The organism is Bacillus weihaiensis, assembly GCF_001889165.1.
Taxonomy (GTDB): domain Bacteria; phylum Bacillota; class Bacilli; order Bacillales; family Bacillaceae; genus Metabacillus; species Metabacillus weihaiensis.
Window position 1 is genome coordinate 1,155,515 of sequence record NZ_CP016020.1, and the last position, 23,895, is coordinate 1,179,409.

The following is a 23,895-nucleotide window of genomic DNA, read 5'->3' on the forward strand; positions in this document are numbered from 1 at the left end:
ATTGTCATAGTAATTTACTAGGCTATTTGAAAGGAGGAGTTTTTTTGTCACAGGACCAACAATTACGATTCTCTGTAGAAGAGTCAGTGTGGTTTCAAAAAGGACAGGAAGTATCTGAACTTTTATCTATTTCTTTAGATCCGGACATTACCATTCACGAACATGATCAGTACATTTCAATTCGAGGTGCATTGCAGCTGACAGGTGAATACAAAATAGATGAAAATGCCGATGTTAGAGAGCAATTTGAATATGCGAATGTTCGATATGTGAATGAAGTAGTAACTCGTGAGGATGGAACGAGTATTTTAACTCATCGCTTTCCAGTTGATATTACCATTCCTAGAAATCGAATTCAGCAATTAGAAGAAGTGTATGTATCGATTGAGTCATTTGATTATGAATTACCAGAATACAAATGTTTAAAGTTAACGGCTGATCTCTCGATTAGTGGAATTAGTCAAGAAACACAACAAGAAGCGGAAGCACAACCAGAGAATGAAACACTTATTGCAGCGGATCGACCAGAGGAAGAAGCATTTGAGGCGCTTTATAGAGATGACACTTTACCATCAAGTCCTTCAACCCCGACTGCTGAGATCGAGAAAGAGAATGAGGAAGATAGTGATAGGCAAATTGCCTCACCATTTTCAGCATTTTATCAGGATCACTCTTCACAAGACCAAGAAGAAGAGGAACAAGTTGTTGACACACCTACTGTAGTAGTTGCTGTTGATGAAGAAGAAGGCGCAACAGATAATGTGGCATCCTTCAATTATTTTGAGGAAGAAAAGGAAGAAGTAGGGGATGAGTTACATTCTACTAGTGTTGAGCAGGACGATCTTTATAAGCCAGAGGCTGTTGAGGTAAGACAGGAGCAGCAAGAGTTTTTGGAACAAGATGTACAAGAAGATCAGCCACAAGAAGAAAAAGAGGTGCAATATTCCTTCTACTCAAAGCCTGAGCAACCTCATGAATATGAAGACGAAGAGCTTGATGGACGTGAAGAATCGGATCCTAAGGATGCTCATTACTTAACAAGTTTATTTGCTAGAGAAGATGAAGAAGATTTTTCAAGGGTGAAAATGTGTATTGTTCAACAAGGAGATACACTGGAGCTCATCAGTGAGCGTTATGAAATATCAGCACAACAAATCTTACGAGTGAATAATTTTCATGCTGATCAAGATGTATACGAGGGACAAATTCTATATATCCCGGCATATTCTACAAGCAAGTAAAATTCTTAGATTTTAACAAGAGCTTTAGCATGAAACGCATACTTGGAAAAACAGCATGGGGCAAGGTATACCTCAGCTGTTTTTTTCATTGATTGGAGGTTTCCTACACTTGACCATTCAAATGGAAGAAATAGAGCCTTTACTACGACAATATGATCTGACATTAGAGTATGGGGAGGAAGTAAATTCTAAGGTAATGAAGATCTATACAAACAAAGGACCATATGTAGTGAAGCTGTTGCCAAACTCTATAGATCAACAATTTCTACATTCTTATTCATCGTTAAGGCAATCAAATTTTAACCAATTTGTCCCGATTGTTTTAAATCGCAACCAGCAGTTGATTTCTCATTATAATGGGCAGAACTATTATGTTAGTCCATGGCTTCCAAATGAGCCAGAGGATGAGCGAGAAAAACGACATCAGTACCTCTTTCAAGAGATGGCGAGACTTCACAAACAAACAGAACAGAATGTTACGCTTTTAGGTCATGAGGTTTCCAAGCATTATGAAACGTATGTTAAGGAATTAGAAGAAAATAAGGCATTTTATGAAGCATTTGTTGAAAAGTGCGAGCAGAAGCTTTATTTATCTCCTTTTGAATTACAAGCAGTAACCTATTATATTGAAGTAAGTCGTGCTATTGATTTTTCGATAAAGAAAATCGAAGAATGGTATGAGAAAATGGGAGAGAAAGAAACATCAAGAATTTCATTAACTCACCGGAAAATTTCAGCACACCATTTTTTGTATGATCAAAATGAAAAAGGACATTTCATTAATTTCGAACAAGCGAGATATGCTTCGCCGATAGATGATTTTCTTCTCTTTATCACACGAATTGCTAGAACTACTCCTGTTCAAAGCGATGATTGTGTTAATTGGTTTTATACGTATCAAAAGGAATATCCTTATACGGATGAAGAAATGCTTTTATTCTTATCCTATTTAGCTTATCCACATCGAATCTGCAGCTTAATTAAGCAGAGTCATACGTATCCATACACAGAGCTAGAGAAAAACCGTAAGCTTGTAAAGGCCTACTGGCAATTCAAAAATATAGAATATGTAGTGATGAAACTATCAGAAATAGAAGAAAGAAAAAAACGAGAAGCAGAAGCGGCTGAGGCGAAAGCAACTAACGAATGATCCACCTCCTATTAAATTGTAAGGGAAATGGCAGTATCTTAGGGCGTCTAGGGCTTATAAGTTGATTTAGTAGCGATAAGTTTTCTTCTTAATCTAAATGAGCTTAAGCCCTAGAAACGCTTCGGACTAATCCATATTATCTGTGTACTATGGATATTAAATCCAATCATATTTAAACGCAATTGCTAAAACAATTAACAAACCAAGTAAAAGCACATCAAAGGATGTGGGAAAGAATACCGTTCTGATTCCTTGGAAAATCGTTAATGGAATAATGATTTGAATTCCGATTTCACGAATTTGTCTTAGCCAAGGTGGAAGTGTGTATGGATTGAATCTCCGCTTCAATAGTTAACCCTCCCTAAACTTTTTTTTCAATATATAAGTGATGAAGAGTAGCCACGTGCTAGATGGCTAGCCTACTAAATACAGGTTGATATGTCTTACACTATGCAAAGAATAAAAGACATGTGCCTGTATGAAATAAAGGAAAAATGGTAAACATATTGACGAAAAAAAGATTTATTTAGTAATATATAAGTGATATAAAATTAAATGAGCCAAAACATACGTAGAATGGGAAGAGTATAGTGCGATCGCTTTTAGAGAGAGAAATCAGTTGCTGAAAGATTTCTTAAGTATGAAGCAGTAGAATGTCGCCCAGGAGTAGTTTCTTTGAATAAGAGTAGAAGAAACCGGTAAAAACCGTTATTTTGTTGAGTGTATAGGCTAAGTCTATTTTTTAGTCTATAAAAAAAGGTGGTACCACGAAACTATTCTCCTTTCGTCCTTTTACGGGCGGGAGGAGTTTTTGTTTTTCTATTCATATAAATAAGGCTTTAAGATGTTACGAAGAGTCTTTACATTTTACATAACTACCATTAGGAGGACAATCAGATCATGGAAAATAATGAACAGCAGTTATCTTTACCGACAAAATATGATCCTAAAGCAATTGAAAACAACAGGTATTCTTTCTGGCTAGAAGGAAAATACTTTGAGGCAACAGGTGACGTAAACAAAACACCTTATACAGTTGTTATCCCGCCACCAAATGTAACAGGAAAGCTTCACTTAGGTCATGCTTGGGATACAACTCTTCAAGATATCGTGACTCGAATGAAGCGTATGCAAGGGTACGATGTTTTATGGTTGCCTGGAATGGACCATGCTGGAATTGCGACACAAGCAAAAGTAGAAGCTAAATTAAAAGAAGAAGGTAAATCTCGTTACGACCTTGGGCGAGAAAGCTTTATTGAAGAAACGTGGAAATGGAAAGAAGAATATGCTGGGCATATTCGAGAGCAATGGTCAAAGGTGGGCCTTGGACTAGATTATTCTCGTGAACGCTTTACACTTGATGAAGGGTTATCAAAGGCTGTACGAGAGGTATTTGTAACACTTTATAATAAAGGGCTAATCTACCGTGGTGAGTATATCATTAACTGGGACCCTCAAACGAAAACAGCATTGTCTGATATTGAGGTTATCTACAAAGATGTACAAGGTGCCTTCTATCATATGAAATACCCATTAGCAGATGGATCTGGATCAATTGAAATTGCTACAACAAGACCAGAGACAATGCTAGGTGATACGGCTGTTGCTGTTCATCCTGAGGATGAACGCTACAAGCATTTAATTGGTAAAAAGGTAGTGCTTCCGATCGTTGGGAGAGAAATTCCAATTGTTGGAGATGACTATGTAGATATGGAATTCGGTTCGGGAGCAGTTAAGATCACTCCTGCACATGATCCTAATGACTTTGAAATAGGAAATCGTCACAATTTAGAACGTATTTTAGTGATGAATGAAGACGGAACAATGAATGAAAAAGCAGGCATCTATCATGGTTTAGATCGTTTTGCTTGTCGAAAGCAAATCGTAAAAGATCTACAAGATCAAGGAGTACTTTTCAAGATTGAAGAGCATATGCACTCTGTAGGTCATAGTGAACGAAGTGGCGCTGTAGTTGAACCTTATCTTTCTACACAATGGTTTGTGAAGATGCAGCCACTTGCAGATAAAGCTATTAAGCTTCAAGAAGATGAGGAAAAAGTTAACTTTGTACCAGATCGCTTTGAAAAAACGTACCTTCGTTGGATGGAAAATATTCGTGACTGGTGTATTTCACGTCAGCTTTGGTGGGGACACCGTATTCCAGCTTGGTATCATAAGGAAACTGGAGAGGTTTATGTAAACCAAGAGCCGCCTGCAGATAGTGAAAACTGGGATCAAGATAATGATGTTTTAGACACATGGTTCAGTTCCGCTCTTTGGCCATTTTCAACGATGGGTTGGCCAGACGTTGAATCTGCTGATTTTAAACGTTACTACCCTACAGATGTGTTAGTAACTGGTTATGATATTATTTTCTTCTGGGTATCACGCATGATTTTCCAAGGACTTGAATTCACTGAACAACGACCATTCAAAGATGTCTTAATTCATGGTCTAGTACGTGATGAGCAAGGACGTAAAATGAGTAAATCCTTAGGTAACGGTGTTGATCCAATGGAAGTAATCGATCAATATGGTGCTGACTCACTACGATTCTTCTTATCAACGGGAAGCTCGCCAGGACAGGATTTGCGCTTTAGCTATGAAAAAGTAGAATCAACTTGGAACTTTGCAAATAAAATTTGGAATGCTTCACGCTTTGCTTTAATGAACATGAATGGCTTAACCTATGAAGAAATTGATCTAACTGGAGAAAAATCTGTTGCAGACAAGTGGATTTTAACTCGTCTAAACGAAACGATTGAACATGTAACAAAGCTTGCTGATAAGTATGAGTTTGGTGAAGTTGGCCGTCTTCTATACAACTTTATTTGGGATGATTTCTGTGACTGGTACATTGAAATGGCGAAACTTCCATTATACGGTGAAGACGAAGCAGCTAAGAAAACCACTCGCTCCGTTTTAGCTTATGTATTAGATAACACAATGAGATTATTACATCCGTTTATGCCGTTTATTACGGAAGAAATCTGGCAATCACTACCACACCAAGGTGCTTCTATTACAATTGCTGAGTGGCCAACTGTAAATCAAGAGCTAACAGATGTTCAAGCGGCAGCTGAAATGAAGCTCTTAGTTGAAGTGATTCGTGCAGTACGTAATATTCGTTCAGAAGTTAATACACCGATGAGTAAGCAAATCCCAATGCAAATTAGAGCGAAGGATGAGCAAATACTTGCTCAGCTTGAAAAAAATCGCGTGTATGTTGAACGTTTCTGTAACACAAGCTCATTCCTAATTGCCACAGAGCTTACGTCAAATGAAAAATCAATGTCTGCAGTCGTAACAGGAGCGGAAATTGTATTGCCGATTGAAGGACTAATTAACATTGAAGAAGAAATACAACGATTAGAAAAAGAACGTGAAAAGCTAGATAAAGAAGTAGAGCGAGTTCAGAAAAAATTAGGAAACGAAGGTTTCTTAAAGAAAGCACCAGAAAAGGTTATTGAAGAAGAGAAAGCAAAAGAACAAGATTATATCGAAAAACGAACGATTGTTTTAGCGAGAATCGAAGAGTTAAAAGGATAAGAAAGGGAAAAACTCGGGTGTGGATTCACATACCCGAGTTTTTCTTACAAAGGAGAGGAAGTAATGTTTAAGCGATACGATGAAGCAATCTCCTGGATTCACGGTCGATTAAAGTTCGGTGTGAAGCCTGGATTACAACGAATGGAAGAATTGTTGAAACAACTAGGATCACCTGAAAAAAACCTTCGGATAATCCATGTGGCGGGGACAAACGGGAAAGGCTCTACAATCTCTTACATGCAACATATGCTTTGTGAAGCTGGTTATAAGATTGGGACATTTACTTCACCCTATATTGAAACCTTCAATGAGCGTATAAGTATGAATGGTCTGCCAATTTCGGATGATGCGATGCTTCAGCTTGTGAATGAAGTGAAACCATATGTTGAGAAAATGGGTCGAACTGAATTGGGGGATCCAACGGAGTTTGAAATTATCACGATTATGATGTTTCTTTATTTTGGGAAGTATGATCAACCAGATTATCTACTCTTAGAAACAGGCTTGGGAGGACGACTGGATTCTACTAATGTTGTGAGTCCGCTTCTTTCTGTTATTACGAATGTGGGATTCGACCATATGAATATTTTAGGGAATACACTAGCGGAAATCTCAGCTGAAAAAGCAGGAATTATTAAAGCTAACGTTCCACTTATAACAGGAGTAGAGGATTTTGAAGCCCTTAAGGTGATAGAAAAAGTGGCTGCGCAAAATAATGCTCCTATTTGGCGATTGGGACAAGAAGTGAAAACCTTTAACAGTTCTCGAGATCTACATGGTGAATCCTTTACACTACAAACACCTTATTCAACCTTTAAGAAGATTCATATTCAAATGAAAGGTGAGCACCAAGTGAAGAATGCGGCCATAGCGACAGCAGCAATAAATTATTTAGTGACTGCTGGTTTGGTGAGCATGGAGAAAGAAGCAATTTTAAAGGGATTGAAGAAAACAATGTGGAAAGGGAGATTTGAACAGATTAAACGTAACCCTGATGTGATTATAGATGGTGCTCATAATAATCAGGGGATAGAGAGTCTTGTTCAAACAATAAAAGGATATTATCCTAATAGAAAGGTTCATCTTTTGTTCAGTGCCTTAAAAGATAAGGAATATAATTCAATGATAGACCGGTTATCATCTATAGCTACTTCTATTCATTTTACAACCTTTGATTTTCCTCGAGCAGAGACAGCGCAAAATCTCATGAATGCATGCGAGCATAAGGATAAAGGCTTCTTTGAATCTTGGGAACAAGCTCTTTTGGAAATGATGAATAGGTACTCAAGTGAAGAAGATGTCATCATCATAACGGGTTCACTTTACTTTATTTCAGTTGTAAGGGAATATTTGCTGCAATATAACTAACTACCTATTTCTTTTATAGCTTGTAGTTGTGACAAAAATTAGAATTTTTGGTACTATTAAAAAAAGGACTAAAGAACGATTTATTTGGAGGGTGTTTAGGTGAATAAGCGAAAAAAAATAGTAATATGGGTGTTATGGGCGAGTATTACTCCCATTCTTTTTTGGTCTTCCTATCATTTGTCCCCTCCTACAGTAAAAGGATTGGAGATTGATATACTCGCGTTCCTTTTATTAATGTGCTTAGTGTCAATTTGGCCAATTAATATTAATGGAACACCTGTGTTTTTTATTCAAGGTGTTTCGCTAGCCGTATTTTTATACTTCGGGTTATTTATTGAATTACTTCTTACCCAAATTTCGATTGTTGTTCTCCTATTAAAGATGCGTGTTGGAATAAAAGAGTCGTACAGATATCCGCTTAATTTTCTTTTGTTTTCGCTTGTTTCCTATGGAGGAGCTATGATGTATTACTATATGGGTGGTACTCATGGTGAGGTTCCGTTTAGTTATCAATCTATTATGATTATATTCGGATATGAATTAACTGTTTTTTTATTAAACCAATTTTTTCTAGAAGCTTTTCAGGTGTATTTATATAAGAAAAAATTTAACCTCTTAACGAAAAGTTTTATTTGGGAGTTCTTCACTTCCATCATTATTTTTCCAATCGGTTTAGCACTCTATTTTCTCTATCTTGATGTAGGAATTAATACGGTTCTATTTATCGGAACACCATTGCTTGCTCTTTCGATCATTCTAACACTCTATTATAAAAGCCAGCATGTTAATCAATACCTAAAACAAGCAAGTGATATTGGTCAGCAATTAACGGGAAGATTTGAAATTAAGCAGGTAGTTGATCTGTTTATGGAGAAAGTAATCTCCATGGTTCCTGTGGATGCAGCCTATTTAATCGACATTTATGAAAAGGACAAGCTACGTATTATACGGAAATATGAAAATGGTAAAATTTTTGTCAATATTGAAGAACCGAAATCTCCTGACCGAGGGATTTCAGGACATATTTATGTGATGCGAAAAAGTGTGCTCTTTCATTCGCGTAAACAATGGAAACATATTCAGCAGTCACAACTTCCAATATCAGTGGAAAGTATTATTGCTGTACCCGTCATGAGAAATGAAGAACTAGTTGGAATTGTCATACTTGCTTCCAATAAAAAACATGCATTTGATCAAGCTCAATTAATGATTATGGACTTACTTTCTGCTTATTTAGGAGTGGCAGTAGAAAATGCTAAAAACTATGAAGTAACTAAGAGAGAAAGTGAACATTGTTCATTAACAGGGTTATATAATTATCGTTATTTAGAAAGAAAATTAGACGAAAGCTTTACTATGTTAAAAGAAAATAAATTAGAGGAACTTTCTCTTATTTTGTTAGATGTAGACCATTTTAAGGCAATAAATGATACATATGGGCATCAAGCAGGGAATGAAGTATTAATTCAGCTCTCAAAGCGACTTTTGTCATTTTTCCATTCGAAAGGGATTGTAGCACGTTATGGTGGAGAAGAGTTTGTTGTCATATTGAAGAATACAAATAAAGAGAAAGCCTTCCAGCTTGCGGAGGACTTAAGACTCTTTATTGCAAACACACCTTTTGAAATCCATCAAGCGTTGCAAAGCTCTTCTAACATGCTATCCATATTCCTTACAGTTAGTTTAGGAGTTTCCTCTGCACCTTATGATTCAGAGGACGGCGTTTCATTAATTCGACATGCAGATCGAGCGATGTATTTAGGGGCAAAGAGAGCTGGTAGGAATAAAGTTGCAGGATATGTTGGATAAGACGTAAATTTATCAAAACTTAAACCATGCTATTCATCTATTTCCCGAGAAATAACTCGAAATATGTTTTTGTTTTGTAAATATTATTTTTACCTACTATTCTAGTGCGTTGTTTTTGGTATAATAGAACTATATCTATATATGTCTATTGTTTTAGATGAATATGTCGTGGGAGGTATTGTAATGATGAAACGTTTATTTACAATATTTCTAGTGTCTTTGCTCGTAATTCAATTTATACCATTAAACAAGGCGTCAGCTACAGTAAACGGCCTCTCGATTAATGCGACAGTTAATGGTAAGCAATCACTAGAGATAGGCGATGATGGAACAGTAACAACTAATGTTTCGTTTAATTTAGAACCAAAAGGTACGGCTACTTCTAATGAGCGAAAGCCGATGGATGTCGTGATTGTATTTGATAAATCAGGATCCATGGCAGAAGTGGTAAGTGGTGGAAAGACAAAGCTTCAGCTCGCCAAGGAAGCCGTGGAGCAAGCAATGAATACATTTAAGAAAAACTCAAAAAATAATCAGGACCGATATGGGATCGTGGCATTTGATTCTGGAGTGAATTCTTCTTACACCATCTCTACACTTCAAACAAATCCTGATACGATTACGAATAAAATTAAAAATGTTCCTGCAGAAGGAGGAACAAACTATACAGAGGCATTGAAAATCGCCGAAAATATTCTACTTAATTCAACGAATCGCTCAGCAAGAGATCAATATATTATCTTCATGACGGATGGTCAAGCAACTAATTCATCAAAGGTTGAAAGTATCAGTGGTAGCTACTATAAATTAATTAATGCTGCTGATTATTATAATATGTATGGCTACTTTGCTTATTACAATAAATATTTTGCAGGACATTTAGTCTCAGTGGCTGGAACCTCTTATATCATTTCCGATACTAGATCAACTATTAATGGAAAGAAGACCGTGCATTACGACTCGAATGGTAATCGAAATGTAAAGGTAATTGAGCATAATAATTCTTATTATTTTCATTCTAAAGAAAATCCTTCTGTCCCAAGTGATATTAAAAATCATGCAAGAGATCAAGCTCAAAGTATAGCGAATAATAAAATGACGTTGCTATCTATTGGATTCGGTGAACAAAGTCAGCTGGATATGAACTTGCTAACCGAATTATCTAGTAAGTCAAATGGTAAGGCTGAACGTGCATCAGGAGAAAACATAGTAGATATCTTTAAAGATATTTCGGACAATATTTCTGCTGAATATCCATCATTATCTAATGGATTTATTAAGTTTACTTTGCCAGCAGGTGTGACCGTACAACAAAATGACTCAGTTTCGATTATAAAAGAGAACAACAAAGATGTTGTATATATGAACTTGAATAATATCAAATTTAACCCTAACCCTCCTAGCAAAGGAGATCCATCTTTAAGTTACAGCTTACCATTGATATTCACGCAGCCTGGTAATTATCAATTTACATTCGATGTTGTTTATAATTCTGGCGCCGTGAAGGTTGAGGGGTTAAGATATGTGACAGAAGTTATCGTTCCGTTAAAATCTATTGGGTTTACACAGCGTACGTTAACATTAGAAATAGGTCAAAAGGTTAATATTTCATCGTACATGTCATTTAATCCGATCAATGCTACAAATAAACTAATAAGAGAAATCAAGAATGATTTCAGCACGCCAATAAATCCGATCGTGATTTCGAAGGAAAATGGAGATTGGTACATTACTGCTAAAGAAATTGGTTACACAGAAGTCAAAGCAGTAGCTGACTTTAAACATCCTAGCATCGTAAGTGAACCGTTGACTGTTGTCGTGAAAAGAGAATCAACAGATCCTGATACAGGTGACAATGACGGGACAGAGAGCTTTGGGAAATGGTAAAATAAAAAACCGCGGATATGATCCGCGGTTTTTTCTATGGAGTAGCAGCAGGTTCGTCATATGGTGCATTCTCAATTGTAGGCTCGTCTAGTATAACGAGATAGTGATCTACTCGGGGTAACGCGTCAATTTGATCTGCTAAGACTTTCAAATTGTGCTCTACCTGGAACCTAGACTTTTCAGTACTTCTATTTTGTAGAGAAGTAGGATCGATGCTGTTTTTTAAATTAATAGTATCAGCGGAATTGAAGCTTTTTTTAATTTCATTTTGCTTTATAGAGTTTATCGTTAAATTATCTCTAGCAAAGATTCCACCTTCAATTAAGAATAAAGAACCTACCCCATACAATTCTGCACTTTTTTCAGTATAGAAGAATGCATCAAGCTTTTCTATTGTGCCATCATTCAATTTAAATTCATTTATTCGATTTACTAACAGCTGCTCTTTAGATAATAAAACCAACTGCTTTTGTTCGTATCCATTAATATTAGTGTTAGATATTTCTGATTGACCTAATACATAAATTGTTGAATCAACTAATAGATTATCATTTTCTGGTGTTTCATCGTTTTCTTCATCACCTGAAATAATTAAGTCTCCTGTTACGATAATATTACCTTGTAAGATTATTGTTTTATTAATCGGTCTAACAATTAAATCTCCATGGACAATTAACCAGCTATCATTGGCCATTTTCACATCCTGTTCAATAAAGAGCGGAGGAGTTGGTACCTTTAAAGGATCAATAATGGCACCTGAATTATTTGCATAATATATATACGTTTTGGCGTTACTTGAAGTAAGCTTACTTACGAGTGCACTATAATCAGGACTTTCTGACAAAGGTGAGATCGGTAGTAATTCTGCCGTCTGATTGCAAGTAGAAGCAACACCGTTTTTACAATTGGTTATAAGTTGTTCAATTGCAAGGTGTACGTTCGTAGGTGTAGAAAACATATCATCCTGAAATCCAGTCGACAAACGGTTAAATACCTGTGACATCGTTCCAGGAAAATTAACATGGACAAATTCTGATAGGTCAAGGTTAACAGTTAAATTGTTGGAATCCGTATGAAAATCATCTTTATATTCATTACTTGAAAGAGGAAGGCTTACGTTATTTAATGATTTTTTTAAGTATATATTCCCGTCTACTCTAGGATATAATGTGTTTTGTTGGTTGATTTTTTCTTTATTTACGTCTTCATATTGAGCAATGTTGCTTGTATATAAATCTCCGGAAAAGACATCACCATTTACATAGGAAGCACCATTTAAATAAACTTTTCCGTCTGGACCTGATCCTATAGCATAATTTAAAAAGCTTGGAGTTGGTGAGAGGTAGACCTTCCTTTTTATCACACGTGCAATATGTGCTCTATCACCATCATTTTGAACTTTATAAGAAAGTTCAAAAATCCGAGTGTAATATTTAGTTGTATCAATATTGAATGGTTCTTCTGCTGAGATGTCAGTAACAGTTATATCACTATTTAATTTCGTTATCTCTTGTGCTATTTGTGAATCAAGTGAGCTAAGGTTTATTTTATTTAACTCTAAGCTGTTAATTGACTTTGTGAATTTAGCTATCCCCTCGTTCAATACCTTAGTAGCATTGGTCGTTAATTCAACTTCATCAATTCTAACTCCTGTTCTTTCGTTACTATTAATGGAAGCAGCAACAATCGTTAACCCAAGAACAGTGAAAATTAACGACACTACCATCACGGTTAATAGAGTTTGCCCCTTTTCATTCTTCATATTCAGTTCACCTCACTAAAACCCGAATTTACTTGTTAATACAATTGGATCAACAGAAATCATCTGACCATCAGTGAATTTTCTATGCTCTAACTTTAATTGCATTTCTATAAGACCTTGCTCGCACTGATTACTTTTGTCAAGACACTCTAGATTCACTTTTGTTCTTTCCTCATTGTTGAATAATAATTGATAGTTATTGTTTAGTAAATTTGATGTTGTTTCTGGATTTTGTCCTTCTTTTTTCGTTAATGTGACAGCGTTTGGTGTGAAAATTATAGTAGTAACAATTTCATCAGATTCATCTAATGTCTTTTGATCAATAAGTGTAGAAAAATTCTCGTTTTTTTCATATACGATATTTTGAACAATTTCTATACAATGATCAACTCCATCACATTCTCTCACAGAATTAATCGGTGTTTCATAAAGCTCCTTCATAATGGCGGAAACGATATAATCAGCTTCATCCCTAAGCTGCATCTCAACCCCTACGCGTTCGTAGGTTTTGACTCCCATAGTAAATACATTATAAAAAACAACCAATATAATGGATGAAATGACGACTGTTGCCATTACTTCAAGCAGGGAAACTCCTTGTTCATTATTGAGCTTTTTAACGATATTCTTCATGTGTTATAAACCCCTCTAGAGTGGATTCGTTGTCATCTTCCCAATTCACAATGACTTTTATAGGAATGAGTGAGTCTTGAAGTTCTCCATCCTGATGCTTTGAAAGCTCCACTTTGACAAGAAAATCACGATTATTAATGGAAGGGGTAAAGGTAGCTTTACATCTTTCTCGTAATTCCTCGTTATCATCCAGACCGTCATTGTTTGTATCCTTTATTGGATACCAAACTAAACAAATGTTTTTTTCTAACACCTTTTTTGAGCCTGAGTCGGCTGTAAGGGGTGTTACATATTGGTTCATTTGCGTAAAATCCTTTTGCTCCATATAATTCATCATATTTCTTGCAGCGTATATTCCGATGGTGTCATTTTTGCTTTTTTGTGTGTAATTCATTGCTTGTGAAAAAACTGTAAGCATACCTAGGGTTAAAATACTAAAAATAAGAATAGATGACATAACTTCGATTAATGTAAACCCTTTGGTATGGGTGAAAAGTTTTGCCAATTTGAATTTCATTCCAATCCCTTCTTTCAAATAGGTCAAGTTTATTATACAATAAGTTATGGTCGAGAAATGTCTTTTTTTCGTTTCTAAAGCAGATATTTGCTAGAAAAATAGGAAAAAATACTTAATTATTAAGTGGGGTGAGTTCTTGCACTTATATGTATTCATTTTAGTTGGATTCCTGATTTTAATTCCAATTGTGCTATTAGTCCCAATTGGATTAAATAAGACAGGAAAAATTGTCTTATCACTAATTGCCTTCTTATCAACCATTGTGTTTACTTTTACATCAAAAGTAATTCCAATTTGGCAATCAGGAGTTGCAATATTTTTATTGCTTTGTGCCACCGCATACTTATTAAGAAATAAAGCAAACCTTTTCGAAGAATCAGTCACCGAAGAAATACATGAAGAGAATGTCATCACAGAAGAATGGAATGAACCATTATTAACTGTTGAGGATCGTGAGCCTGAAATAAATCATGCTGATGTACTAGAACGACATCAAGGGGAAACTCAAGAATGGAGTGTTGATGCGTCGGAGGTCAACCATGATGATAAAGAGGCGTTTGTAGAGAAAGAGAATAAGGAACAGCAGGAGCAAAGCTTTTTGGACGATTTCTTTGACTCTATAGATTCGCAAAATGTACGGGAAGAAGAATTAAGTGAGAAAAATCAAATGATAGAAGAAGTAGCTGTAGCTATTGAATCTAATGAGATGAACGAACCAGTAACAAATGATAATCAAGAAACGACAGACGACTTTCTATTTGAGTTATTTGAAGGAAGAGATCAAGATCAAAACACTGAACAAGAAAATCAAAAAGAAGAGCCAGAAACGATGGAACTTGATTACTTGGACGATTTGTTAGAAGCTGAAAGTGTTAATAGGGAAGAGAGGAATTCCCTGGATCCTGAAATTGTACCAGTTGAAGAAATAGCTTCTGATGAAGAGAATCAGGTAGAATCAATGATGAAAGTTGAGCAAGAACAAGAAGAACCAGAAGTGCTAGCACTAGAAGAGGAACAACAAGAACAACTCAAAGAAGAGCAAATGGTGATGGAAGAAAAAGCTTTAGAAAATGGTAGTGAATATTCCGATTTCCAAGAACCTCTAGTTGAAGAAGCTTATAGTGAACATACAGAGCCGCAACAGGATTATTTGATAAGAAATGAAGAGCTTCCTAACGACGTGTTAGATTTATTATTAGATCAAATGAGCATATATAAGAATACTCTTTCACCACAACAATATGAAAAAGTATTGATTGAAACAGTGAATAATGCAAAATCTGAAAAAGATACTTTCTTATTTGCACGTGAGCTTCTACATTATTATGTCGAGGCAGGTAAGGAATTAGAGTACGAGCTATTCTTACAAGAAATGAAGGATGCTTTAACAAAGTATCCACTATTATTTGAACAACTATTATGGATTAAGCAAAAGTAAATATTTTGAATAGGTGAGTGAATTTAGATGAAGAAAAGTACTGAAATTGTAGGTTTACCGATTATTAGCATTACAGCGGGAATTGAGCTTGGAAATGTAAAATCATTAGTTATCAATCCTGAAAAAGGAACAGTTGATTTTTTAACAGTTGAACATGATGATTGGCAAGTAAGTGTAAAGGCGATTCCATTTAGTAAAGTCATTGGAATAGGAGAGTTTGCAGTGACTATAGACTCCGATAATGCCATCATTGACTTAAATGAGATTCCAATCGCAAATCAGCTTGTTAATAAGCGCATAAAAATTACTGATACAAGAGTAATTACACGTAAGGGTCAATTACTAGGAGAAGCAAAGGAATTTTATGTAGATGAAGAGAACGGTACAATCATTGGTCTACAATTAGTAGTAAGCGACCAAACAGTTTTTGTGAAATCTGAGCATGTAGTGACTTATGGGAAAGATATTCTTGTTGTTAAGGAAGAAACATCATCTGATCTTTTGAAATCTGAACAAGATTTTCTTCATACCCCAGAAACAAAAGGAGAAGACAATGTGATTGAAGAGTTAATCGATGAGCTTGCTCCTACGAAACAAGAAGAGGTTGTATATGAAGACTTGAACTATGATCAAATTGATGCGATAAAAGAAAAGCAAATTAAACTACTTGAAGGAAAAGTTGTCGTAAAGGACATTTTAAGTGGAGATCAATCCGTGCTCATTCCAAAAGGTACAGTTTTAACAATTGAGGATATTAAAAAAGCACAAAACGAAGGACCGAGCACATTTGTAGAATTATCAATGAATACTGAAATGTAAAAAGGGGCAATTCATTGTGAAGATAAACAATGGTGTTAAAGCGTTTGTTGTACTACTTATTTCTACTGTTTACTTAATTGCTTTTTCACAGATTGGTGCAAGAGCATATGATTTTATGGCAGGTGGGGGAACGTTTCAACCTGGTACAAAAATTGGGTCGGTAACAGTAGAAAATATGACAGTAGAACAAGCGGTTGAGGAAGTATCAAAACAAGTTGATCAATGGTTTTTAGGTGACTATTTGCAGGTGTCCATTAACGATCAGAATGTTGTGATTGGACAGGATTTCTTTTTTATTGATATACAAAAGACTGTTCAGGATGTATTAGAGGGGAAAAGTGATTCACTTTCTGTAGAAATAAACAAGGACGTTTATGATTTATTGGTAAAAGAAGAGCTGGGTGATAGCTACTCGACTATTGATCATGAACAATTACAGCAGGTCTTAGTAGACGCTGTAAAAGCTATGGCAAATGAACAACAATATTATGTTATTCAAGCATTTGTTAAACAGGAATTAAACACCATTGCAGCTGAAACTACGATCACAAGGGAATTCGATCAGGAGTTGCTCCAAAAAGTTATCAATCAAATTGGAACAATACATGTACCGGCTCAATCACAAATATCAGTTGTGGAGCTTTTAGGAAGTCATGCAGAACCCAATACACCTGAGATAAATAGTGTAACATCTGCCTTATATAAAACTTTATTACTAACAAACTTTGAAATTGTAGAAAGACATACTAGTTTAGAGCTTCCAAATGAAGTAGAACTAGGCTATGAAGCTAGTGTTATTGCGGGTAAATCTGATTTGAAATGGTTTAACCCTAATCCATCAGACTACACCATTTCATTTACAGTAACAAACAACAGTTTCATTGTTACTGTACACGGAGCACCTTTTCTCTATACCTATGATCTTAAGCTTTCAGAACAGGAGACATATCCTCCTAAACAAATTAAGCGATATACTAGTTTGCTAGGTGAAAAGGAAGAAAAGGTTGTTCAGGATGGAAAAAACGGTTTATTTGTTAAAGTCTCTAGAATCGTCAAGGATCTAGAAGGTGCGCTACTTGAAACGGAGGAAATCGCGGAAGATTTTTATCCACCTGTACACAAAATTATTGAAACAGGACTACTTAACCCTGTTACAAATAGTGATACGACTCCAAGTGAATCCATTATTGTAGAAGAAGGCGAATCAGTAGAAGAAAGTACGACTACTGAAAGGGAAAGTGAGTCTACAAATAATGAAGATCAAGCAGTGAATGAAAGTCAGGATCAACAAAAAACGCAAGACAAGCAGGATGGAATGTGGGAAAAGCCTACTGAACAGGATGTAAAATAATTTCTGCTAAAGAAGGGATCTTGAATGAACGATACGAGAAAAAGATTAGGAGATTTGTTAGTAGATGCAGGCTTACTTACAGAAGAACAGCTAAGTATAGCATTAAAGGAAAAACAAAAGGGCCAAAAGCTTGGCGATGCTCTTCTAGAAAGAGGATATATCACAGAACAACAGCTTATAGAGGTTCTTGAATTTCAGCTGGGAATCCCTCATGTAAGCTTGTATCGTTTCCCTTTTGACCAAAAACTAGTGAAGCTAGTTCCTAAGGAAATGGCGAAAAGAAATCTATTAATCCCAATTAAAATTGATGGAGATCGACTTTTCGTCGCAATGGCCGATCCAATGGACTTCTATGCCATTGATGACTTGAGATTAGCGACTGGTTTTCAAATTGAAACGGCCATTGCATCTAAAGATGATATCCTACGTGCTATCAATAAATACTATGAAATTGATGATAGTATGTCGGATATTATGAATGAATTAACAGCTCAAAATGATGTGGAAGAGGAAAAAATCACGAGTGAAGATTCACCAATTGTTCGACTCGTTAACCAAATGCTTCAAAACGCAGTCCAACAAAAGGCAAGTGATATTCATATTGATCCTCAAGAAACAAAAGTATTAATTCGTTTGCGTGTGGATGGCGTTTTGAAAAATGAACGAACCTTTCCAAAGCATATGCAAAGTGTCTTAACAGCCCGACTAAAAATAATGGCAAATTTAGATATTACAGAGCATCGAGTCCCACAGGATGGTCGTATTAAGATGCACATTGATTTTCACCCAATTGATTTACGTGTATCAACCTTACCGACTGTCTACGGGGAAAAAATTGTTATGCGTATTTTAGATTTAGGCAGCACATTAAACGACTTAAATAAATTAGGCTTTAATAGTTTAAATCAAAAACGATTTATGAATTTAATCGAAAATCCAACTGGAATAGTTCTGATTACGGGACCAACGGGTTCTGGTAAGTCTTCAACTTTATATGCTGCTCTAAATCATTTGAATTCAGAAGCAGTAAACATTATCACAATTGAAGATCCTGTTGAATATCAGCTTGAGGGAATAAATCAAATTCAAGTAAATTCTAATGTGGGGATGACCTTCGCAAAAGGTCTTCGCTCGATTTTACGTCAAGATCCGAATATTATTATGGTCGGAGAAATACGTGACCGTGAAACAGCAGATATAGCGGTACGTGCTTCTTTAACTGGGCATTTAGTATTAAGTACGCTTCATACAAACGACTCTTTAGGTACCATTACTCGTTTAATGGATATGGGTGTAGAACCGTTTCTAGTTGCATCTTCTCTAACTGGAGTTGTTGCTCAACGGTTAGTAAGAAAAGTATGTAGAGACTGTGCTACTGAACAGCCTCCAACTAAACGTGAAATGGAGATATTTGCCAAAAGAGGATTATCCATTGATAAAATAATTCGAGGTCGTGGATGTGGAACATGTAATATGACAGGATATAAAGGTCGTCTTGCTATACACGAATTACTTGTTTTAAATGATGAAATGAAAAGAGTCATTATGAATAATGAGTCGTTGTCTAAGCTAAGGGAGCTAGCGACTAAGAATAAAACCATTTTCTTAATTGATGACGGCTTACTAAAAGTAAAACAAGGCTTAACAACGACAGAAGAAATTCTACGTGTAGCGGTAGCGGAGTAGGTGATAGGGATGAAATCAAAAATTGATACTATTTTAAAGTTTGCTTTTGAAAAGAATGCATCTGACATTCACCTATCCGTCGGAGTTCCACCGATTATGAGGGTGAATGGAGACCTAGTTAAAATCGGCGAAGATTTCTTAATGCCAGCAGATACAGAAGGAATGGCAAAAGCAATGATTTCTCAGGCAAAATGGCCAATGTTCGAAGAAAAAGGGGAGCTTGATTTCTCTTATGGTATTCCGGGGGTTTCTCGCTTTCGAGTAAATGCCTTTCGTCAACGCTCGTGCATTTCCCTTGCCATACGTATTGTTCCGAGAAACATACCTTCAATGGATGATTTGCATTTACCACCAACCTTAAAAAATATCGTAGAAAAGCCCCATGGACTTATTTTGGTAACAGGTCCAACGGGAAGTGGTAAATCAACGACATTAGCGTCTATGATTAACTTCATGAACACGACAATGAAACGCCATATTATTACGTTAGAGGACCCTATTGAGTATTTGCACAAGCATCAATTATGTGTCGTTGATCAACGTGAGGTTGGTTTTGATACAATGAGCTTTGCATCAGGCTTAAAATCAGCACTCAGACAGGATCCAGATGTCATACTAGTAGGTGAAATGCGTGATCTAGAAACAATCCATACAGCGATTACAGCTGCTGAGACAGGACATTTAGTGCTTGGAACCTTACACACGTCCTCAGCTGCATCAACAATTGATCGGATGATTGATGTATTTCCAGCTAATCAGCAGCCACAAATTCGATTGCAGCTTGCATCTGTTCTTGTTGGTGTCATTTCACAAAGACTCTTCCCTACGATTGATCGATCAGGACGTCGAGCTGTAATTGAAATCCTTTTAAATAATTCAGCTGTGTCAAGCTTAATACGAAATGAAAAAACGTATCAAATTCCTAGTGTGATACAAACGAGTCGCGCACAAGGGATGCAATCGTTTGAAAGCAGCTTATCTGAATACGTTAAAGCAGGAGTAATTGCTTCTGAAGCTGCATTACCTTATCAGCAAAGGGCGTCTGAATAATGCCTAAATTTAAATATGAAGGTCGAGAACGTTCAGGGAAAAAGTCAGGGAGAGTAACAGCAAACTCAAAACGTGAAGCCGTATTAAAGCTAAGTGAGCTTGGTATTCGAATTACAACGATTGAAGAAATTCCCGAGACATTGTTAACGAAGGATATTTCAATTGGAAATCCAGTGAAGCTTCAGGATTTCGTCATCTACTTAAGACAGTTTGCGACACTACTTCGTGCTGGTGTTACGATTGTCGATGCAACGAATATATTAGCTCAACAAACGAGCAGTAAAGCATTGCGAAACGCGTTAGAGCAAATGGAAGAGGATTTGAAAAGTGGACAAGCATTGTCAGCGACCGCTGCCAAGCATAAAAAAATCTTTTCTTCTATGTTTGTGAACATGATTAAAGCTGGGGAAGCTAGTGGAAGCATGGAAGAAACGCTAGATCGTCTTGCTATCCAATACGAAAAACAAAACCGTACAAAGCAAAAAATTCAATCCGCACTTGCATATCCAATGGCAGTAGCTATTGTGGCAGTAGTCGTTGTTATCTTCTTATTAGTATCCGTTGTTCCAACCTTTGTTTCTATGTTTGAAGGCTTTGGAGCTCAATTACCAGCTATTACCCTCTTTGTTTTGAATTCAAGTATATTCATGCAGGAATACTGGTATATAGTTATTTTGTTCTTCATTGTGGTTGTTGTAACATTTATTGCATTAAGAAAGAACAAGCAAACGAAATACTATTTAGATGTAGCAGCTTTACGTATGCCGATTTTTGGAAGTATGATACAAAAAGCAGTCCTTGCGAGAATGACACGAACACTTAGTTCGTTATTTTCTAGCTCAGTTCCTATTCTTCAATCCTTATTAATTGTTGAGAAGATAGTAGAAAATGAAGTAATAGCAAAAGTGATTGTGGATTCACGGAATTCCTTAGAAAATGGTCGTTCACTAACAGAACCGATGAAGAAGCATTGGGCCTTCCCTCCTCTAGTCACTCAAATGATTGCAATAGGTGAAGAAACAGGTTCGTTGGATGAAATGCTTGGAAAAGTAGCTGATTTCTATGAAGAAGAGGTAGAAAATAGCACAGATCGACTAAAATCATTAATAGAACCATTAATGATTGTTTTACTAGCAGGAATTGTCGGGACTATAGTCATTGCGATCATTGTTCCTATGTTCGACATTTTCAATCATGTACAGATGTAAATTTACAAAATTTATCTATTCATAGGCAGGACTAATCGTGTATAATAAGGATAGATTTAGGGCAATAGAACTAATATATATTAGGAGGAAAAAACATGTTTAAGAAACTAGTAAAAAATGAGCGTGGCTTAACGCTTATCGAGCTTTTAGCAGTTGTTGTCATCTTAGGAATTATCGCAGCTATTGCGATTCCAGCTATTGGTGGGATGATTAATAACTCTAAAGAAGATGCGCATATCGCTAATGCTAAGCAAATTGCAAATGCTGCTAGGTTATTTGCTACAACAGGTGATGAAGTTGGAACTGATAATGTAGTAACACTGGCTGAACTAATTTCGGCGGGTCATTTAGAACCAATCACTGACCCAAGTAGTAAAGGGAATGTATATCTTGCATCTGAGACTAAAGTGACAGTTGATGACTATAAAAAACCGACTGTTTTTAAAGTAACTTTAGTAGGTGGTACAGCTACTGCTAAAGCTACTTATACTAATTCTGCTGGTATAGCAAAAGATGCTAGTGATTTAGTACGTTCTGATATTGTTCTTGATGGAGTTAAATAATATAAATTTTAAAGATAGATAGTCTTTTACCAAGACTATCTATCTTACTATCTTAAGGAGCCCCCAACCCATGCCAACAACCATCTTCCTATACACCTACATCTTTATTCTTGGCCTCGTTCTGGGCTCCTTTTACAATGTTGTAGGGTTGCGTATTCCACTAAAGCAGTCAATTGTATATCCTGGTTCAGCATGTCCAGTATGCAATAAAAAGCTATCACCATTAGAATTAATTCCAGTCTTTTCTTATCTTTTTCAAGGTGGAACATGTAAAAATTGTAAAACGCATATTTCCTCTTTATATCCGTCAATGGAATTAACAACTGCAATTCTTTTTACGATTTCACCGCTATTGGTGGGATGGTCAAAAGAATTGATTTTAGCATGGTCTCTTATCTCACTGTGTATGATTGTTACGGTGTCTGATTTAAAATATATGATTATTCCAGATAAGGTCAATCTGTTTTTCTTAGTATTATTTGCGGGAGAACGGATCTTATTAGTACCAGCAACTCCTTGGTGGGATCCTCTTTTAGGTTTTTTAATCGGGGGGATTGTTCCTCTATTGATTATTTTAGTTAGTCGAGGTGGAATGGGTGGGGGCGATATGAAGCTACTTGCTGTGTTTGGGATTATTCTTGGATGGAAGCTTGTGCTTTTAAGCTTCTTTCTCGCAACACTCATTGGTACAATTGTTGGGTTAATTGGAATGGCTACCGGTGTTGTAAAGAAAGGAAAACCATTCCCTTTTGGTCCATTCCTCGTTATTGGAGCACTACTAGCTTATTTTTTTGGTAATGAGATGATCGATCTTTACATGTCTCACTTCTTTTCTTACTTATATTAAGAAGGGGTTTTTAAAATGGCTTTTACATTATTCCGTCAAAATCAAGCAGATGTTAGCTTATACATTTCAAATTATTCTATACAGCTTTTAGAATTAAAATCGACAAATCCTCTCATTGTTAATCGGTTTGTCGAGAGCTACCTACCAGAGGGAGTGATGATGGACGGTAGTATTAAAGATGCTGAAAAGCTATCTATGATCATAGATCAATGTCTATCAGACTGGGGTCTTAAAAAGAAGAAGGTTCGATTTATTACACCTGATTCTTCTGTAAGTGTTCGAAAGGTGAAGGTCCCTCTAGAGCTAAGAGAAGATGAAATCAAGGGATACCTTTATCTGGAGTTAGGCAATACTATTCATCTTCCATTTGAAGAGCCTGTATTTGATTTTGTGCTCTTAGATGAGACGGAGTCAGAAAAGGAAATTCTATTATTTGCTGCTCCGGAAAAAGTGATGAAAGAATATACTGCCTTGTTTGATCGTGTGAAACTAGAAGCAAATGTGGCAGATTTATCCTCATTAAGCACGTACCGACTATTATATGAGCGTCAGCATACTACAGAAAAAGAGAATACGCTTTTAATTGAAGTGAAGCTTGATTCCATTAATTTTAGTATTTTTGAACAATTAAAACCTATTTTTACTAGACATATGCAATTAGATGGGTTAGCAGCACGTGAATGGGCATATCAATTAGATCAAGAAACCCAATTATATTATCAATATGAGCTCAAAAATCAAGAGGTATTGTACGTTCAATTTCGTGATGTAGTAAAAGAAATTGAAAAAATTATTAATTTTTATCGATTTACGATTCATCAAGGCGATCGTCAAATTACACAGGTTACACTCGTAGGAGATAATCCTTATATTGATCAATTGCTTACTTTGGTAAAGGATTCGATTCCTTCTTTACCCATTACACATTTTGCGGATCGCATTTATACGACTAAAAATATGGCTGTACCGAGTAAATTTCATACCGTTCTTGGTCTGGCGTTAAAAGAGGTGTAAAGT

19 protein-coding genes and 1 other annotated feature are annotated in these 23,895 nt (G+C 36.0%); of the genes, 15 read left to right on the forward strand and 4 right to left on the reverse strand.

Translation table 11 applies throughout. The features are described from left to right. The first annotated feature begins 44 nt into the window (after positions 1–44). On the forward strand, positions 45–1,241 hold the full coding sequence (gene spoVID / locus A9C19_RS05455; protein ID WP_072579001.1) for a stage VI sporulation protein D: 1,197 nt from the start codon (positions 45–47) through the stop codon (positions 1,239–1,241). A 109-nt stretch (positions 1,242–1,350) separates the two neighbouring features. Continuing rightward, positions 1,351–2,391: a spore coat protein YsxE gene (gene ysxE, locus A9C19_RS05460; RefSeq protein WP_158515059.1), complete on the forward strand. Its 1,041-nt coding sequence runs from the start codon at positions 1,351–1,353 to the stop codon at positions 2,389–2,391. Positions 2,392–2,547: 156 nt separating this feature from the next. Here ysxE and A9C19_RS05465 read toward each other — a convergent pair whose 3' ends face one another. Further along, complete coding sequence (locus tag A9C19_RS05465; protein WP_072579002.1) at positions 2,548–2,739, reverse strand: hypothetical protein; 192 nt, start codon at positions 2,737–2,739, stop codon at positions 2,548–2,550. 215 nt (positions 2,740–2,954) lie between these two features. Continuing rightward, positions 2,955–3,186: a binding site (T-box leader), on the forward strand. Between the two features lie 105 nt (positions 3,187–3,291). Here A9C19_RS05465 and A9C19_RS05470 point away from each other — a divergent pair. The 4 genes from A9C19_RS05470 (at position 3,292) to A9C19_RS05485 (ending at position 11,004) form a co-directional block, all read left to right on the forward strand. Further along, on the forward strand, positions 3,292–5,940 hold the full coding sequence (locus A9C19_RS05470; protein ID WP_072579003.1) for a valine--tRNA ligase: 2,649 nt from the start codon (positions 3,292–3,294) through the stop codon (positions 5,938–5,940). Positions 5,941–6,003: 63 nt separating this feature from the next. Continuing rightward, positions 6,004–7,308 carry a bifunctional folylpolyglutamate synthase/dihydrofolate synthase gene (locus A9C19_RS05475; RefSeq protein WP_072579004.1) on the forward strand — a complete coding sequence of 435 codons (1,305 nt, stop codon included), beginning with the start codon at positions 6,004–6,006 and terminating at the stop codon, positions 7,306–7,308. Positions 7,309–7,407: 99 nt separating this feature from the next. Beyond that, the gene (locus tag A9C19_RS05480) at positions 7,408–9,117 is read left to right on the forward strand and encodes a sensor domain-containing diguanylate cyclase (protein ID WP_083584290.1); all 1,710 of its coding nucleotides are present in this window, start codon (positions 7,408–7,410) and stop codon (positions 9,115–9,117) included. Between the two features lie 183 nt (positions 9,118–9,300). Next, positions 9,301–11,004, forward strand: a complete 1,704-nt coding sequence (locus A9C19_RS05485) for a vWA domain-containing protein (RefSeq protein ID WP_072579005.1) — start codon at positions 9,301–9,303, stop codon at positions 11,002–11,004. A 34-nt stretch (positions 11,005–11,038) separates the two neighbouring features. On the opposite strand, the gene A9C19_RS05490 is transcribed toward A9C19_RS05485, so the two are convergent. Genes A9C19_RS05490 through A9C19_RS05500 form a run of 3 tightly spaced genes read right to left on the reverse strand, consistent with a single transcriptional unit; the run spans position 11,039 to position 13,916 of the window. Further along, positions 11,039–12,766 (reverse strand): hypothetical protein, encoded by a 1,728-nt coding sequence (locus A9C19_RS05490; RefSeq protein WP_072579006.1) that lies wholly within the window; start codon positions 12,764–12,766, stop codon positions 11,039–11,041. A gap of 15 nt (positions 12,767–12,781) precedes the next feature. After that, the gene (locus A9C19_RS05495; protein WP_072579007.1) at positions 12,782–13,399 is read right to left on the reverse strand and encodes a PulJ/GspJ family protein; all 618 of its coding nucleotides are present in this window, start codon (positions 13,397–13,399) and stop codon (positions 12,782–12,784) included. Then, the gene (locus A9C19_RS05500; RefSeq protein ID WP_072579008.1) at positions 13,383–13,916 is read right to left on the reverse strand and encodes a type IV pilus modification PilV family protein; all 534 of its coding nucleotides are present in this window, start codon (positions 13,914–13,916) and stop codon (positions 13,383–13,385) included. Before A9C19_RS05500 ends, A9C19_RS05495 begins: the two co-directional genes overlap by 17 nt. Before the next feature lie 136 nt (positions 13,917–14,052). Between A9C19_RS05500 and A9C19_RS05505 the strand changes: the two genes are divergently transcribed. From A9C19_RS05505 to pilM, 9 genes are all read left to right on the forward strand, one after another. Next, a complete protein-coding gene (locus A9C19_RS05505) occupies positions 14,053–15,354 on the forward strand; it encodes a hypothetical protein (protein WP_072579009.1) in 1,302 nt (433 codons plus the stop codon). 27 nt (positions 15,355–15,381) lie between these two features. After that, on the forward strand, positions 15,382–16,173 hold the full coding sequence (locus tag A9C19_RS05510; RefSeq protein WP_072579010.1) for a PRC-barrel domain-containing protein: 792 nt from the start codon (positions 15,382–15,384) through the stop codon (positions 16,171–16,173). A 16-nt stretch (positions 16,174–16,189) separates the two neighbouring features. Further along, on the forward strand, positions 16,190–17,524 hold the full coding sequence (locus tag A9C19_RS05515) for a VanW family protein (protein WP_072579011.1): 1,335 nt from the start codon (positions 16,190–16,192) through the stop codon (positions 17,522–17,524). 24 nt (positions 17,525–17,548) lie between these two features. After that, positions 17,549–19,210 carry a GspE/PulE family protein gene (locus A9C19_RS05520; protein WP_072579012.1) on the forward strand — a complete coding sequence of 554 codons (1,662 nt, stop codon included), beginning with the start codon at positions 17,549–17,551 and terminating at the stop codon, positions 19,208–19,210. A 9-nt stretch (positions 19,211–19,219) separates the two neighbouring features. After that, positions 19,220–20,260, forward strand: a complete 1,041-nt coding sequence (locus A9C19_RS05525) for a type IV pilus twitching motility protein PilT (protein ID WP_072579013.1) — start codon at positions 19,220–19,222, stop codon at positions 20,258–20,260. Beyond that, entirely contained in the window at positions 20,260–21,468 is a 1,209-nt protein-coding gene (locus tag A9C19_RS05530; RefSeq protein ID WP_072579014.1) for a type II secretion system F family protein, read from the forward strand. Before A9C19_RS05525 ends, A9C19_RS05530 begins: the two co-directional genes overlap by 1 nt. Before the next feature lie 95 nt (positions 21,469–21,563). Then, positions 21,564–22,031 (forward strand): type II secretion system protein, encoded by a 468-nt coding sequence (locus A9C19_RS05535; protein WP_072579015.1) that lies wholly within the window; start codon positions 21,564–21,566, stop codon positions 22,029–22,031. Between the two features lie 70 nt (positions 22,032–22,101). Then, positions 22,102–22,878: a prepilin peptidase gene (locus A9C19_RS05540; RefSeq protein ID WP_072579016.1), complete on the forward strand. Its 777-nt coding sequence runs from the start codon at positions 22,102–22,104 to the stop codon at positions 22,876–22,878. Between the two features lie 15 nt (positions 22,879–22,893). After that, positions 22,894–23,892, forward strand: coding sequence for a type IV pilus biogenesis protein PilM (gene pilM / locus A9C19_RS05545; protein ID WP_072579017.1), 999 nt, complete (start codon positions 22,894–22,896; stop codon positions 23,890–23,892). The last annotated feature ends 3 nt before the right edge of the window (positions 23,893–23,895 follow it).